Below are 15,238 nucleotides of genomic sequence, written 5' to 3'. Positions count from 1 at the left end.
ATTCTCTTTCTTTTTTGAATCTCATCTGATATACTCAATTCAACTCACTAAACCGTAACTTGTAGCCCAACTAAAGGAGTGTGGCATCTCATGAAACAAGTGATCGAGGCATTCAAAAGAAAAGACGCAGAAAAACGGATTCCGGTGCTGCGCTTAGAGATTGATTATGAATTGGCAACGCTCTTCGATGCAATGGCGTCACAAGATGATGCCACTGTCCAGGCTAGCAAGCATCGGTTAGAGAAATACCGCCAAGAACTTTTGCGTCTCGAAGCCTGACCCACAACCACCCATTCAACCAGTATTCCATGCGAATACTGGTTTTTGTTTGGTACAATGCAGATAGAGGTGATATACATGTTGGAATGGTTTGCAATCGACTTAATCAAGCAAGCGGGGGAATATATTCGGCAACAGATTGACGAGCGGTACGAGATTGAGCGAAAGACCGGGAAAGGCGACTTGGTAACGGAGATCGACCGGGCCGTCGAACAGCTGATTGTCGACCGGATCCAAGACGCCTATCCGAACCATCATATTGTAGGCGAAGAGGGCATCTCAACCGGACCGGCCGACTTGACGGGGACGGTTTGGTTCGTCGACCCGATTGACGGCACGCTGAACTTTATCCATCAAAAGCGGATGTTCGCCATCTCGGTCGCTATCATGATTGACGAGGTCGTCGAATATGGGTTCGTCTACGATGTGATGGCGGACGAACTGTTCGTCGCGCGTCGAAATCAGGGGGCGACGTTAAACGGTAGGATCTTGCCTGCCATCAGAGAGCATTACGTAAGAGATGCATTCCTCAGCATGAACGCGACGTGGGTGACGCCGAACCGACAAATCGCACCGGAAGTGTTGGCGCCGATCGTCAAAGATTCGGTCGGGACACGTGCGCACGGTGCCGCCTCGCTCGAACTGGCGTGGCTTGCGGCAGGTCGCGTCGACGGCTATATCACAATGCGCAACATGCCCTGGGATTATGCGGCCGGTAAGTTGCTTGTCGAAGAAGTAGGTGGACGGGTCGCTTCCTTATATGGGGAGCCGATTCGTTACGATGGCAAGACGTCGGTCCTCGCCGGAAGCGAGACGTTCGTCAACGATGTCGTCAAGCATTACGTCATCGCCAAAGGCGCGACGCCGGAAGTACGGCCTGACTTAGAGATTCAGCCACAGGCGTCTTACAAAGATGTCGAGACGTTACTGCTTTTGGCAAACCCGCAGGAAGCGATGATTCAAGAACAGTTCAAAGCGGGGGAGACGTATGTCGCGATGCTCGGAGGCGAACTCGTCGGGGCATACATGCTCGTTCGGCGCAGCGACGAGTTGATTGAGCTCGTCAACATCGCCGTCAAGCCGGAACGCCAAAATCAGACGATTGGCCAACGATTGCTCCAAGACGCGATTCGGCGATCGAAGGGGAGCGGTGCAAAGCGGATGCTCGTCTGCACGGGCAACTCGAGTGTCGTCCAGCTCCGTTTCTATCAACAAGCCGGTTTTCGTTTCGAATCGGTCGAACGCGATTACTTCCCGAACCATGGGTACGCGGCGATTGAAGAGGACGGTCTCCCACTTCTCGACCGAATCTGTTTGACGCGAGATTTATAAATTGGAAAAGCCCGGGCATCGACTGTGCCCGGGCTTTTGTCATGATTGTTGGTTCGAGAGGATGCGACGGCGTAAGTTGATTCCGAAATACGTGGCGACCGCGCTTAACGCGAGGCTACCGATGATGATGGCGGCACTTCTTTCGGCGACGCCGACCCCGATACCGACAAACCCGGCAACGACGGCGATGGCGATGAGCACGAACAGCTTTTGCATGGAGATTCCCCCTTATTGTCTAATCTCCTCTATTGTATGCAAAAAAGATGATAAATGGAAACGGTAACAGTCGATAACGCTCGACAAAGGTAGTGGGACGTGTGCTATACTCTTAAAGTTGAATAAAAGATGAAACTTTTTTAAATAAGAGAGGACTAACTACATGAACGTAAGAACAAACCTTCGGAACGTAGCCATCATCGCCCACGTTGACCACGGTAAAACAACGCTAGTCGATGAATTGTTGAAACAGTCTGGGACATTCCGGACAAATGAAATGGTCGCTGAGCGCGCCATGGACTCGAACGATATCGAACGTGAGCGCGGAATCACGATTCTCGCGAAAAACACGGCAATCGATTATAAAGACACACGCATCAACATCGTAGATACGCCAGGTCACGCCGATTTCGGTGGAGAAGTTGAGCGAATCATGCGTATGGTTGACGGCGTTATCCTCGTCGTCGACGCGCGTGAAGGCTGCATGCCGCAAACGCGTTTCGTATTGAAGAAAGCACTCGACCAAGGTCTCCGTCCAATCGTCGTCGTCAACAAGATTGACAAGCCGATGGTACGTCCACTCGACGTCGTCGATGAAGTTGTCGACTTGTTGATTGACCTTGGAGCAGATGAAGATCAACTTGAATTCCCTGTCGTCTATACGTCTGCAGTCAGCGGTTCAAGTTCGTTCGATCCTGATCCAGAGAAGCAAGAAGATACGATCACGTACGTGCTCGACACAATCCTTGAGAACACGCCAGCGCCAATCGACAACTCGGATGAGCCGCTTCAGTTCCAAGTCACGATGCTCGACTACGACAACTACCTCGGCCGGATCGGTGTCGGTCGCGTCTTCCGTGGAAAAATCAAAGTCGGCGAGTCTGTGTCACTTTGCAAAACAGACGGTTCAATCAAGCAACTTCGTGTAACGAAATTGTTCGGTTACTTCGGCCTCAAGCGCGTTGAAATCGACGAAGCGAAAGCCGGTGACTTGATTGCCATCGCCGGGATGGAAGACATCAACGTCGGGGAGACGGTCACACCGGTCGGAAAAGAAGAGCCGCTTCCGCTCCTCCGCATTGATGAGCCGACGCTTCAAATGCGCTTCATGACAAACAACTCACCGTTCGCAGGACGCGAAGGCGATTTCGTGACAGCACGTAAAATCGAAGAGCGTTTGATGAAACAACTCGAGACGGACGTTTCGCTCCGTGTCGAAAACACAGACTCACCTGACCAATGGATCGTTTCAGGCCGTGGTGAACTTCACCTCGGGATCTTGATCGAGAACATGCGTCGTGAAGGGTATGAGCTTCAAGTTTCGAAGCCACAAGTTATCATCCGTGAGGACGAAGATGGTACGAAAATCGAGCCGTTCGAGCGCGTCATCATCGACGTGCCAGAAGAGTACACAGGTTCAGTCATGGAGTCGATCGGTCTCCGTAAAGGTGAACTTGCGAACATGAACACGAACGACAACGGTCAGACGCGTATGGAATTCATCGTTCCTTCACGTGGGCTCATCGGATACCGTAACGAGTTCTTGTCAGCGACACGCGGATACGGAATCTTGAACCACACGTTCGAAGAATACCGTCCGTTCATCTCTGCTGACATCGGCGGCCGCCGTAGCGGTGTCATGGTTTGTATCGAACCTGGTAAGTCGACGGCTTACTCAATCGGTGCGCTTGAAGACCGTGGAACGATCTTCATCGAGCCAGGTACGGATGTGTACGAGGGAATGATCATCGGTGAATGTAACCGTGACGTCGACCTCGCCATCAACGCCGTCAAAGGGAAGCAGTTAACGAACATGCGTGCGTCATCAAAAGACTCGACACAAGTCTTGAAGCGTCCACGCGTCTTCTCACTCGAAGAGTCGCTCACATTCTTGAACGACGACGAGTACTGCGAAATCACGCCGGAGTCAATTCGTCTCCGTAAGAAAGTCTTGAACAAGAACGAACGCGAGAAAGCTGACAAGCGTCGTAAACTTGGTAAAGAATAATGAAATGGGAGCGCCTCGGCGTTCCCTTTTGTTTTGGATAGTGTAGAATGGATGTGTATGAAGTAAAGGGGGATTATCAGCTTGAAAGCTTCTCAAACGATGGACATCACACAAATCGATGTGCCGTGGATTGCCTCGCTCCTCGGCGTCGGCAGTGACGCGAACGACTTTTCGGTCGGGTTTAACGCGTTGATTATCACGGTCATCTTACTTACGATTCTCGTGTTCAAACTAGGTTTTGCCAAACAGTTGACGTGGTGGAAATCACTCGTCGTCTACATTCTCTTGTCACTCGGTGCCGGAACGATGGCGCTCGTCTTCTTCACGTGGCCGATTCCCGAAGTGCTTCTCGTCATGGCGATCGTCTTGGCGATTTATCGAGGACGCCTTTGGTGGAACCGCCGCCAAGGGATCGAATCCCACTAAAAAAATGACGTCCCGCACTATGCGGGGCGTCATTTTTGATTACCATCTCCGCTTTTGGCGGAACGACGGATATAAGTTGAAGTGACCGGTCGCATTCCGCTCTGCCGTTCGTTCGGAAATACGTTCTTGGCACGTTTGGCACATATACGTTTTGGCGGGTTTGTTGCGAAGCCGTTTCGCTTCAAACGACCACGAGTCAATCGTTTCGACTTTATCACAAAGAGAGCACTTTACGCGCATGGTCTCACCTTCCTCTTTCTCGATTATAGCATGATTTCACAATAGAAAAGCAGGGAATGAATGAGGTAAGGGCGAAAGCAATTCATATACCCGTGGAGGAGGGGAGTGTATGGCAAGTAAAGCGATGTTTGAGCTGTCTGACGCGCAACAGGGTGCGTTGAACGACATGCCGTTATCGATATTAGTCGCGTTCGACGAAGCGAAGCGATGGCCGACGACACATGCCATCAGTTGGGTGCAAGCCCCGACGCGACAGACGATTCGGTTCGCCCTGACGAAAAACTCACATTTAATCACGCTATTACAGCAAGAGAGAACAGCGAGCCTCGTCTTTATCGAAGACGGCTCGGCGTACAACGCGACGTTATCTCCGGTCGCGGAGTTTGAACCTAGTATCGTTCCGGCGCTACACCTTCGCTTTTTCGAAGGGCGGATCGAGGAAGTTCGAAACATCTCGTTTTACGGCGCCATGTTCGGGCAACCGGAAATCATCAAGACGTACGATGTGGAAGCAGCAGAAAAGTTGGACCGTGAAGTCAAGGAAAGCTTGAACTCCTGATCACCAACAATTTGCGAGGGGCGGCAAAGTCTATGAAAAAAACATATGTGCTCGATACGAACGTACTCTTACACGATCCACTCTCTTTATTTCAATTTGATGAGCACGATGTCGTCATCCCGGCGATCGTCTTAGAGGAACTCGATGGGAAGAAGCGAAACATGGATGAGGTCGGTCGCAACGCCCGAGAGACGGCGCGTGTCCTCGACCAACTTCGGACGACCGCGAAACTGCACGACGGGGTGCCGCTCGAAAACGGAGGCCGGTTGTTCGTCGAGATCGGCCATGAACATTCGGTCGATTTTCCGTTCGACGTCATGACGAATGACAACCGGATCTTGACCGTCGCATTAGGACTTATGAAACAATACGAGCACGACCCGAACCGAAAAGTCGTGGTCGTGTCGAAAGATATACTCGTCCGTGTCAAAGCGGACGCCATCGGCATCGAAGCCGAGGACTATTTGACGGACCATATCGTCGATACGACGAACCTGTATGCCGGGTACCGCGAATTTGAGGTCGACCAAACGCTCATCGACGAATTCTATAAAGTGCGTCAATTGCCTGTGTCGGCCATTTCGAAAAATCAGCTGTATCCGAACTCGTTCGTCGTCTTGAAAAGCAACGTCTCGAAAGCGAGCGTTCTCGCCGTCGTCGACGCGTTGCAACCGATCATCCGGCCTTTATCGCTCGATGCCGACCATGTTTGGGGCATCCACCCGCGTAACGTCCAACAACGGATGGCACTCGATTTACTGCTCCGTGATGACATCCCGTTCGTCACGCTGCTCGGTAAAGCCGGGACCGGGAAGACGTTGCTCGCGCTCGCGGCGGGCCTCTCCCTCGTCGAGGACGAACATCGCTTCAACAAGCTCGTCGTCGCGCGGCCGGTCGTCCCGATGGGGAACGATATCGGGTATCTACCGGGCGAGATGGAAGAGAAACTCCGTCCGTGGATGCAACCGATTTATGATAACTTGGAATTTTTATTCAACGCCAATTCAAAAGACGAACTCGGCAATATCTTGGCCGGCATCAAATCGATTCAACTCGAGGCGCTCACGTATATTCGCGGACGCAGCATGCCGGACCAGTTCATCATCATCGATGAGGCGCAGAACTTGACGAAGCATGAGATTAAGACGATTTTAACCCGTGTCGGCGAAAACTCGAAAATCGTCCTCGTCGGCGATCCGTATCAAATCGACCATCCGTACTTGGATGAGTATTCGAACGGGTTGACGTATGCGGTCGAACGATTCAAAGGACAAAACGTGTTCGGTCACGTCCAACTCGTCAAAGGGGAGCGTTCGTCGCTCGCCCGGTTGGCCGCCGACTTGCTATAACAAAAAACGCCGAGCGCGCGCTCGGCGTTTTCAGCTTGTTGACTAACATCAATCGAATCGCTCGTCCTTCCGGCGTCCACGCTTTCCGCAGGCAATCCCGGAGCCGCATCGCGACTAGCGTCGCTGTTGGGTCTCCGTCGGATTGCTCTCCTGCAGGAGTCGGGGCGCCGTCGGACGAGCAACGCAAACGGTCGCCATCTGACGGCCGTTTTTCTATTTCTGTCGCCATGATAGCCGAAACGAACGTCGACATCGTACGTCATCCATTCCGTGTCGGGGTGAGTAGATTGAACTCGTTGAACACAAAAAAGACGAATCAAATCGCAAGGGGCGATTTGGTTCGTCAACATCCTGCGCCGAGTTAACGTTCGGCGTTTTATTTTGGCTTTGCAACAAGTGAACGAACGTTTGATTTCTCTAATAATGCGTTCATCAACATGATGAGCCCGGTGACGACGAACAAAGCCGAAAATCCAAAATGGACGACGATTTGAGATCCGAACAACGGACCGAGCAAGTTCCCCATAAACTGGGCGGACTGATTGTATGAGAAGATTCGACCTGTGGCGAAGCTCGGCGTATGTTGCCGCAGCAACGACTGTACGGACGGCAGGAGCGCCGCTGTCGCGAACCCGAGACCGAAGCGCAAGAAGACGAGCTGTGTTGTCGATGTGACGAACGCCTGTGGGATGAGGAGCGCGCTATAGACGATGAGCGCCCAAAACAAGATGCGTTCCGCGCCGAATCGGTCCGACCATTGGCCGAGCCGCGGCGCCGAAATCAGGGCGGCGACTCCCGGGGCCGAGGCGACGATTCCAGCAAGAAATGCGAGCGACGTCGTGTATGGGTTCAACTCGCGGACGTATAGCGTCAACAACGGACCGATCGATTGTGTCGAGAACGTGATTAAGAACGTCGTGAGAAACAAGCTGAGAATCAATTGCGGGTGACGCACGGAGCGGATAATCGATTTCGTCGAATCGAGTTTTTCGCGCGCCACGGGCACGAAGTCTTCTTTGACGAAGACGAGCGTGATGAGGAACGTCAAGAAGAGCGCGCTTCCGGTAAAGAGAAAAACGGATCGAAGCCCAACCCAGTCAGCGAGCAGTCCGCCAATCAACGGACCGAGGAGACCACCGGTGATGCCGCCGGTCGACAACGTACCGAGCGCCCAGCCACTTTTCTCTTTTGGTGTTTGTGAAGCGACAAGCGTGATGCCGGCCGAGATGAACCCGGAGACGGCACCCATCAAGAGCCGAAGCCCGACGAGCTGATAGACGTCTTGGACGAAGCTGATGAGCGTCATGACCGTTGCCATCCCGAGGCTTGCCCGGATGAGCATCAACTTGCGCCCTTTTTGGTCGGCGAGCCGTCCCCACAGCGGGGAGACGATTGCGGCGACGAGGAACGTGGCACCGAACGCGATGGCCGACCACGTGACGACGTCGTCCGGGTCGTGCACACCCAGCTCTTCAATGAAGAGCGGCAGGAACGGCAACACGAGACTCATCGAAGCGGCCGTCAAGAAACTCCCGAGCCAAACGATGAGTAGATTCTTTTTCCACAGTGGCACCGTGAGCGTCACTTCCTTTCCATCATATTCTACATACGGTATATCTTACACTTTATGAAGTAAAAAGTCTAAAAAAAAGAGAAGGCCGAAGCCTCCTCATCCATTGCTCCGGACGACGATATGGTCGACCGAGCGAATGCACTGATTGTCATAGAGCACATATACAGGCCCGTCTGTGAGCACTTTGCCGTCCTTTGAGAATTGAAGATAGACGGTGCGCGCTTCTGCGAGCGAAAGCGTCAACGTCGTCTCCCCGTAAAAGCTGACGTGGGTCGCCGTCGTGAGCGGTTCGGCGTTTTGCAAAAACGGAGCGAACGGCATGGCGAACGAATCGCGGAGCGCAGCATCTTTATCGGCGCGTGACATCGGCTTGTTGTGGTCAATCCGAGCGCCTTGGGTCAGTCCCTCGTCCCATGCCTTCCCCATTTTGGCATAGTAGGCGTCCTGATCGCTTTCGAGTTCAGAATCAAGTGCTTCGACATTTCGCTTGCGTTCGTCAAAAATCCAAACGGTCGGGTCGATCGTCAACGCGTGACGCACGGCCCCGTCCAACGGAAAAATCATTGGTAGTCCCCCTTTATTCACGATACACTGTTCATTATACAAGGTTTGGCATCAATTTGGGAACAAGACAGAAACTCGCTTTGAATCACGACTGTTCATTGAATTATGATGAAATATAATGTACAGTTGAGTTATGACAAACAGTCTGTCATTGTACGGAGGAGGGGTCGTAGTGGCGACAAATTTGGCTGCAGTCCAACGGGAGCAAGCGCTTCAATTACTTGAAGCCGATGCGGAGAAAATCCGTTGTTTGATTGAAGTGCAGTTAGAAAACCTAAAAATGCCGAAGTGCCCGCTTTATGAAGAGGTGCTTGATACACATATGTTCGGTCTATCACGCCAAATTGATTTCGCGGTCCGTCTTGGACTCATTTCAGACATTGAAGGTAAAGGACTGCTCGATTCATTGGAACAAAAGTTATCCGCGCTCGCGGAAGCTTCAGAACTATGAACCTTATACTCAAACTGTGCAAGCGGCGCTGTTTGAGTATTTTTTTATAATGGTCAATCGGATTGCTGTACATAAGGAAGTGAACAGATGAAAACGAGATTTCAGTATTTTGATTTTACGTTGTTTATCGCCGTGCTCATGCTCGTTGGCATCAGCTCGGTCATGATTTACAGTGCCAGTGTGTGGAACCGCGGGGATTATGCGAATAGTGGTCTGTTTTACCGACAACTCGTCTACGCCGGAATCGGGATCGTCGTCTATTTGGTGGCGACGCTATTCCGCTATGAGAACTTTCGGAAACCACATATCCTGTATGGGCTGTATGCGTTAACGGTCATCCTGTTGTTCGTCACATGGGCGATGCCGCCACTAAACGGGGCTCGGGCGTGGCTCGTCGTCGGCGGCTTCACGATGCAGCCGGTCGAGATCGCCAAGTTCGCGCTCATCTTGCTCTTGGCGAACTATTATCACCGCCTGTGGAACGATGACCTCAAAGGTCTCCCGGGCCGAATCGGACGGGCCGCCATCGTCAAAAAAGGGTGGCGTGCTCAAATCGGCGCATTTTTCTTGATTCCGATCATTTACTTTTTCCTACCGTACGCCATCGCCATCAATGGTCAGCCGGACCATGGGGGGCTGTTCGTCCTCGGGGCCATCATGTTCATGATGTGGCTCGCTGTCGGTTCACCGCTTCGGATTATCGTCCCGGCAATCTTGGCGGGGATCGGCTTCGTCTATGCGATGTATACGTTCGTCTTCACCGATAACCAAGTGAGTCGCGTCGACGTCGTGTTCAATCCGTTCATGGACCCGGAAGGTTACGGACATCAGTTGCTCATGTCGATCATCTCCATCGTCCATGGGGGCTTGACGGGCGTCGGGCTCGGCAACAGTTATCAGAAGTACGGGTACTTGCCGGAGCCGGAGACGGACTATATTATGTCCATCATCGCGGAAGAGCTCGGTTTTGTCGGCGTGGTCGCCGTCTTGACGCTACTCTTTTTCATCGCGTTCCGGGCCATCAACATCGCCAACCATTCGGACAACCATTTCGCCATGTTCGTCTCGTTCGGGATTGCGGCCCAGTTGATGGTTCAAACGGCCATCAATATCGGGGCGATGTCCGGCTGGTTCCCGGGTACCGGGGTCACACTTCCGCTCGTCAGTTACGGGGGGACGTCACTCATCATGACGATGGGCATCCTCGGCGTATTGAGTAGCATCTCGATGCGAAACCGGCATCGCGAAGCGACGAGACGGGCTGAGATTCGAGAAAAGTCAGCAGAAAACGTTCAAAGCTCGTCGTTGCATGTAGTAAGGTAAGACTGAAAGGACTACTTTAATGGGGGGAATTCATTTGAAACCAATTAGCAAATTACTAGTAGCCAACCGTGGGGAAATCGCCATTCGCGTATTTCGTGCCGCCACAGAGTTAGGGATGCGCACTGTCGCCATCTATTCACAAGAAGACAGCGGGTCGTTACACCGTTTTAAAGCGGACGAAGCGTACTTGGTCGGTCTGGATAAAAAGCCGATCGATGCGTACCTCGATATCGAGGACGTGATTCGAATCGCGAAACAGTCGGGGGCTGACGCGATTCACCCAGGCTACGGCTTCTTGTCGGAGAACATTGAACTCGCACGTCGTTGCCGCGAAGAAGGGATCATCTTTGTCGGACCGAACGAAGCGCATTTGCATGCGTTCGGCGACAAAGTGCGCGCCCGTCAAAATGCGATTGCGGCCGGGCTTCCGGTCATTCCGGGTTCAGATGGGCCGCTCACATCATATGAAGACGCCTTGGCGTTCTCAAACGAACACGGCTTCCCGCTCATGGTCAAAGCCGCGATGGGCGGAGGCGGACGGGGGATGCGTGTCATCCGTTCAGAAGCCGAGATGAAAGATTTGATTGAACGTGCCAAGTCAGAAGCGAAGCAAGCGTTCGGTTCGGACGAAGTGTACATAGAGAAACTGGTCGAACGACCAAAACATATCGAGGTCCAAATCCTCGGTGATGACCACGGTAACATCATCCACTTGTTCGAACGCGACTGCTCGGTCCAGCGCCGTCACCAAAAAGTTGTCGAAGTCGCACCGTGTGTGACGCTCTCGGAGGAGTCGCGCCAAGCGATTTGCGACGCGGCCGTCCAGCTGATGCGCCATGTCGGCTACGTGAACGCCGGGACGGTCGAGTTCCTCGTCACAGAAGACGAGTCGTTCTACTTCATCGAGGTCAACCCGCGCATCCAAGTCGAGCATACAATCACCGAGATGGTGACCGGATTCGATATCGTCCAGACGCAACTCATGATCGCGCAAGGCGAGTCGCTCCACGGTGAAATGATTCACATGCCGAAGCAAGAAGATATCAAGTTGCTCGGTTTCGCGATTCAATCGCGCGTCACGTCAGAAGACCCGGCCAACAGTTTCATGCCGGACACCGGGAAGATCATGGCGTATCGTTCACCGGGCGGTTTCGGGGTTCGCCTTGACGGCGGGAACGCTTATGTCGGGGCTGAAATCTCACCATATTATGACTCGCTCCTCGTCAAGTTGTCGACGCATGGGATGACGTTCGAACAAGCTGCTTCGAAGATGGTCCGTAACTTGAACGAGTTCCGGATTCGCGGCATCAAGACGAACATCCCGTTCTTGATTAACGTGATGAAGCACCAGAACTTTATTAGCGGTGACTATAACACGTCGTTCATCGATGAAACGCCGGAACTGTTCGTCTTCCCGAAACGGAAAGACCGTGGAACGAAGTTACTCAACTATATCGGCGACGTCACGGTGAACGGATTCCCGGGCGTCGGATTGAAAGACAAACCAATCAGTCGCTCGGTCCGGATTCCGCACGACCTTCCGGCCGAGGCGAAGCCGGGCTCGAAACAAATCTTGACGGAGCTCGGTCCGACCGGTCTCGCCGATTGGGTCAAACGTCAGCCTGAGCTGTTATTGACCGATACGACGATGCGCGACGCCCATCAGTCGCTCCTCGCGACCCGGATGCGCACGCAAGACATCTTAAATATCGCGGAGCCGACGAGCAAGCTCATGCCGGAACTGTTCTCGGTCGAGGCGTGGGGCGGGGCGACGTTCGATGTGGCGTACCGTTTCTTGTCAGAAGACCCATGGGTCCGACTCATGCGCCTGCGTGAACGGATGCCGAACGTCTTGATTCAAATGCTCTTACGTGGGGCGAACGCCGTCGGCTATAAAAACTATGCCGACAACGTCATCGAGAAGTTCGTGCACGAGGCGGCGTATGCCGGTGTCGACGTCTTCCGGATCTTCGACAGCTTGAACAATATCGAATCGATTCAACTCGCCATCGATGCGACGCTTCCGACTGGGAAAGTCGCCGAGGCGGCCATCTGTTATACGGGTGACTTGTACGACGGCAACCGTCCGAAGTATCACTTGCCGTATTACGTCGACCTTGCGAAGCAACTCGAAGCGAGCGGCGCCCACATCTTGGCGATTAAAGATATGGCGGGTCTCTTGAAGCCGGAGTCCGCGTACGCGCTCGTCTCGGCATTGAAAGACGCCGTCGATTTACCAATCCACTTGCACACGCACGATGCTTCCGGCAACGGGATCTTCACGTACGCGCGGGCGACGGATGCAGGTGTCGATATCGTCGACGTCGCCGCTAGCTCGATGTCAGGGATGACGTCGCAACCTTCAGGTGGCAGTTTGATCTATGCGCTCGACCATCACGAACGCCAGCCGAAAGTCGATGTGAAACATTACGAGGTCATCAGCGACTACTGGCAAGACGTGCGCCACAACTACGAGCCGTTCGAGAGCGATATGCGCGCGCCGCATCCATCCGTGTATGAGCACGAGATGCCGGGCGGCCAGTACTCGAACTTGCAACAGCAGGCGAAAGCCGTCGGTCTCGGCGACCGCTGGGGCGAGGTGAAGGCGATGTACGCTCGGGTGAACATGTTGTTCGGAGATATCGTCAAAGTGACCCCGTCGTCGAAAGTCGTCGGCGATATGGCGCTCTTCATGGTCCAACACGACTTGAATGAACAAGATGTGATTGACCGTGGCCACCAACTCGACTTCCCGGATTCGGTCGTCGAGATGATGCGTGGCGAGCTCGGGACGCCTCCGGGTGGTTTCCCGACCGATGTGCAACAAGCGATCTTGAAAGGGGAGAACCCGCTCGAGGTTCGTCCTGGCAAGTTGATTGAACCGTATAATTTCGAAGCGGCGCGGACGGAGCTGTTCGAGAAGTTCGAACGTCCGGTCACAGACTTCGAGTTGCTCGCCCATGCGCTTTATCCGAAAGTGTATGACGACTACGTCAAACATACGAACACGTACGGTGACGTCTCGGTGCTCGACACGTTAACGTTCTTCTACGGATTGAACGTCGGTGAGACGATTCAAGTCGAGATTGAGACAGGGAAAACGCTCATCATCAAGCTCGTCCAGGTGAGTGCGCCGAACGAGGATGGCATCCGTCTCGTCTCGTACGAGATGAACGGGGTACCGCGTGAAATCGAGATTAAAGACGTGAACGTAAAATCGGCGACGACGAGCCGTCCGAAAGTCGACCGCTCGAACCCGAAACAAGTCGGGGCCTCGATGCCAGGCTCGGTGTTGAAAGTGCTCGTCGAGCCAGGAAGTCGCGTCCACCGGGGCGAGCAGCTGCTCGTCACGGAAGCGATGAAGATGGAAACGACCGTCCAAGCCGCCCAGGACGGAGAGATTAAAGCCATCCACATCAAGGAAGGCGACACAATACAAAGTGACGACTTGTTAATCGAGTTCGTATAATGGGAAGAAGCATAGCATGGCTATGCTTCTTTTTTAGATGGGAGAGGGAAAGATGAGACGAGTTTGTTGGTTCCGGTCCGATTTTCGGTTGCATGACAACCATATGCTGCATCGCGCTTTGAAAGACGCGGAAGAAGGGGACGAGGTAGCGTTCGTGTTTTGGCTGAACCCGAAATATTACGACCCGTTCGACACGCGACACGATTATTACTTCTCAACGATGCGCCATTTCATGGATGACCTCGACGAACACGGCCTCGGCCTTCACGTAATCGTGGCTGAGACGGAAGATGATTTTGTCGACCAACTCGGAGCGGTGGGGGCGCTTTACTTCAATGCGGAGTATGTCGAGCCGTTCAAACAACGGGACGACAACGTCATCAAGTTACTCGGGGATGAGGTGCTCGTCGTCCGGTTGCTCGATCGACACTTGTTCGCACCGAACGCCTTCACGAAAAAAGACGGTGATCCCTATAAAGTGTACACTCCGTTCAAAAAGGCGGCCTATGAAGAGGTGCCGCCAAAACCGTATGAAGTGAGTCGTGACCGTTTGAAACGACTTGTGACGTCAAAAAACGAGGTACCGCCTGAACTGAAGAAACAGTTCGACCGGTGCGAGCGGGAATGGAAAGCGCTCGGGGAAACGGCTGCGAAACGCCGGTTGACCGACTTCGTGAACGAACGGATCAACCAGTATGACGAGGACCGTGACGTTCCGTCCATCGCCGGGACGAGCCGTCTGTCCCCGTATTTACGGACCGGCGTCTTATCGATTCGGACCGTCGCCGACGCCGTCTTGTCGGCACCGAAGTCGAAAGGACGTGACACGTATTACGACGAACTGTTGTGGCGCGAGTTCTACTACATGATTATGGTCCAATTCCCAGGGCTGAAAGACCGGCCGTTCAACGACAAGTATAAACACCTCGACTGGGAGGACAACGACGAACAGTTCGACCGCTGGTGCCGAGGGGAGACCGGTTATCCGATCGTCGATGCGGCGATGCGCCAAATGAACGAGACGGGTTGGATGCACAACCGTTTACGGATGATTGTCGCCTCGTTCTTATCAAAACATTTGCTCATCGATTGGCGTAAAGGTGAACGCTACTTTGAACAGAAGTTGATCGACTATGAGGCCGCCTCGAACATCGGCGGATGGCAATGGGCCGCCTCGGTCGGAACGGACGCCGTACCGTACTTCCGCATCTTTAACCCGACGACGCAGTCGGAGAAGTTCGACAAAGACGGGACGTTCATCCGGAAGTTTGTGCCTGAGCTGGACCATCTCGACGCGAAGGCGATTCATTTCCCTGATGCAAGCGAACGGGACGGGTACGTCGACCCGGTCGTCGACCATAAAGAAGCACGGGCAAGGGCGCTCGAACGATTTAAAGAGGCGCAATAAAAAAGGCCTTCCGACGTGTCGGAAGGCGAGATACGAACCAG

General features: G+C 53.4%; 14 protein-coding genes. 10 read left to right on the top strand and 4 right to left on the bottom strand.

Annotation, left to right across the window (positions count from 1 at the left end; translation table 11 throughout):
* The first annotated feature begins 90 nt into the window (after positions 1 to 90).
* Positions 91 to 279, top strand: a complete 189-nt coding sequence (locus tag KB235_RS11460) for a hypothetical protein (protein WP_015881266.1) — start codon at positions 91 to 93, stop codon at positions 277 to 279.
* A gap of 78 nt (positions 280 to 357) precedes the next feature.
* Positions 358 to 1,611 carry an inositol monophosphatase family protein gene (locus KB235_RS11455; protein WP_034818022.1) on the top strand — a complete coding sequence of 418 codons (1,254 nt, stop codon included), beginning with the start codon at positions 358 to 360 and terminating at the stop codon, positions 1,609 to 1,611.
* Between the two features lie 39 nt (positions 1,612 to 1,650).
* Here KB235_RS11455 and KB235_RS11450 read toward each other — a convergent pair whose 3' ends face one another.
* Positions 1,651 to 1,827, bottom strand: coding sequence for a DUF5325 family protein (locus KB235_RS11450; protein ID WP_211779691.1), 177 nt, complete (start codon positions 1,825 to 1,827; stop codon positions 1,651 to 1,653).
* A 163-nt stretch (positions 1,828 to 1,990) separates the two neighbouring features.
* Here KB235_RS11450 and typA point away from each other — a divergent pair, with 163 nt between their 5' ends.
* The gene (typA, locus tag KB235_RS11445) at positions 1,991 to 3,835 is read left to right on the top strand and encodes a translational GTPase TypA (RefSeq protein WP_034807539.1); all 1,845 of its coding nucleotides are present in this window, start codon (positions 1,991 to 1,993) and stop codon (positions 3,833 to 3,835) included.
* A gap of 81 nt (positions 3,836 to 3,916) precedes the next feature.
* Entirely contained in the window at positions 3,917 to 4,261 is a 345-nt protein-coding gene (locus KB235_RS11440; protein ID WP_235193430.1) for a YlaH-like family protein, read from the top strand.
* A 39-nt stretch (positions 4,262 to 4,300) separates the two neighbouring features.
* On the opposite strand, the gene KB235_RS11435 is transcribed toward KB235_RS11440, so the two are convergent.
* Positions 4,301 to 4,501, bottom strand: a complete 201-nt coding sequence (locus tag KB235_RS11435) for a YlaI family protein (protein ID WP_024369989.1) — start codon at positions 4,499 to 4,501, stop codon at positions 4,301 to 4,303.
* A 109-nt stretch (positions 4,502 to 4,610) separates the two neighbouring features.
* Between KB235_RS11435 and KB235_RS11430 the strand changes: the two genes are divergently transcribed.
* The gene (locus tag KB235_RS11430; RefSeq protein WP_034818024.1) at positions 4,611 to 5,060 is read left to right on the top strand and encodes a PNPOx family protein; all 450 of its coding nucleotides are present in this window, start codon (positions 4,611 to 4,613) and stop codon (positions 5,058 to 5,060) included.
* A gap of 32 nt (positions 5,061 to 5,092) precedes the next feature.
* Positions 5,093 to 6,409 (top strand): PhoH family protein, encoded by a 1,317-nt coding sequence (locus KB235_RS11425; protein ID WP_034805711.1) that lies wholly within the window; start codon positions 5,093 to 5,095, stop codon positions 6,407 to 6,409.
* A gap of 376 nt (positions 6,410 to 6,785) precedes the next feature.
* Here KB235_RS11425 and KB235_RS11420 read toward each other — a convergent pair whose 3' ends face one another.
* Together KB235_RS11420 and KB235_RS11415 are read right to left on the bottom strand one after the other, a co-directional pair.
* Positions 6,786 to 7,982: a multidrug efflux MFS transporter gene (locus KB235_RS11420; protein WP_211779690.1), complete on the bottom strand. Its 1,197-nt coding sequence runs from the start codon at positions 7,980 to 7,982 to the stop codon at positions 6,786 to 6,788.
* Positions 7,983 to 8,078: 96 nt separating this feature from the next.
* A complete protein-coding gene (locus KB235_RS11415; RefSeq protein WP_211779689.1) occupies positions 8,079 to 8,546 on the bottom strand; it encodes a hypothetical protein in 468 nt (155 codons plus the stop codon).
* A 172-nt stretch (positions 8,547 to 8,718) separates the two neighbouring features.
* Here KB235_RS11415 and KB235_RS11410 point away from each other — a divergent pair, with 172 nt between their 5' ends.
* From KB235_RS11410 to KB235_RS11395, 4 genes are all read left to right on the top strand, one after another.
* Positions 8,719 to 8,997, top strand: coding sequence for an Fpa/YlaN family protein (locus KB235_RS11410; protein ID WP_034805704.1), 279 nt, complete (start codon positions 8,719 to 8,721; stop codon positions 8,995 to 8,997).
* A gap of 87 nt (positions 8,998 to 9,084) precedes the next feature.
* Positions 9,085 to 10,320, top strand: a complete 1,236-nt coding sequence (locus tag KB235_RS11405) for an FtsW/RodA/SpoVE family cell cycle protein (protein ID WP_211779688.1) — start codon at positions 9,085 to 9,087, stop codon at positions 10,318 to 10,320.
* A 28-nt stretch (positions 10,321 to 10,348) separates the two neighbouring features.
* On the top strand, positions 10,349 to 13,789 hold the full coding sequence (locus KB235_RS11400) for a pyruvate carboxylase (RefSeq protein WP_371816132.1): 3,441 nt from the start codon (positions 10,349 to 10,351) through the stop codon (positions 13,787 to 13,789).
* 52 nt (positions 13,790 to 13,841) lie between these two features.
* Positions 13,842 to 15,197, top strand: a complete 1,356-nt coding sequence (locus KB235_RS11395) for a cryptochrome/photolyase family protein (RefSeq protein WP_211779686.1) — start codon at positions 13,842 to 13,844, stop codon at positions 15,195 to 15,197.
* The last annotated feature ends 41 nt before the right edge of the window (positions 15,198 to 15,238 follow it).

This window comes from Exiguobacterium alkaliphilum (assembly GCF_018138125.1).
Lineage (GTDB): Bacteria > Bacillota > Bacilli > Exiguobacteriales > Exiguobacteriaceae > Exiguobacterium > Exiguobacterium alkaliphilum.
Note: the sequence above shows the minus strand (reverse complement) of the source record. Positions and strands in the feature narration are given on the sequence as shown.

Coding starts and splice junctions, on each gene's coding strand:
- KB235_RS11460 (WP_015881266.1), top strand. CDS start 91: ATGAAACAAGTGATCGAGGCATTCAAAAGAAAAGACGCAGAAAAACGG.
- KB235_RS11455 (WP_034818022.1), top strand. CDS start 358: ATGTTGGAATGGTTTGCAATCGACTTAATCAAGCAAGCGGGGGAATAT.
- KB235_RS11450 (WP_211779691.1), bottom strand. CDS start 1,827: ATGCAAAAGCTGTTCGTGCTCATCGCCATCGCCGTCGTTGCCGGGTTT.
- typA (WP_034807539.1), top strand. CDS start 1,991: ATGAACGTAAGAACAAACCTTCGGAACGTAGCCATCATCGCCCACGTT.
- KB235_RS11435 (WP_024369989.1), bottom strand. CDS start 4,501: ATGCGCGTAAAGTGCTCTCTTTGTGATAAAGTCGAAACGATTGACTCG.
- KB235_RS11430 (WP_034818024.1), top strand. CDS start 4,611: ATGGCAAGTAAAGCGATGTTTGAGCTGTCTGACGCGCAACAGGGTGCG.
- KB235_RS11425 (WP_034805711.1), top strand. CDS start 5,093: ATGAAAAAAACATATGTGCTCGATACGAACGTACTCTTACACGATCCA.
- KB235_RS11415 (WP_211779689.1), bottom strand. CDS start 8,546: ATGATTTTTCCGTTGGACGGGGCCGTGCGTCACGCGTTGACGATCGAC.
- KB235_RS11405 (WP_211779688.1), top strand. CDS start 9,085: ATGAAAACGAGATTTCAGTATTTTGATTTTACGTTGTTTATCGCCGTG.
- KB235_RS11395 (WP_211779686.1), top strand. CDS start 13,842: ATGAGACGAGTTTGTTGGTTCCGGTCCGATTTTCGGTTGCATGACAAC.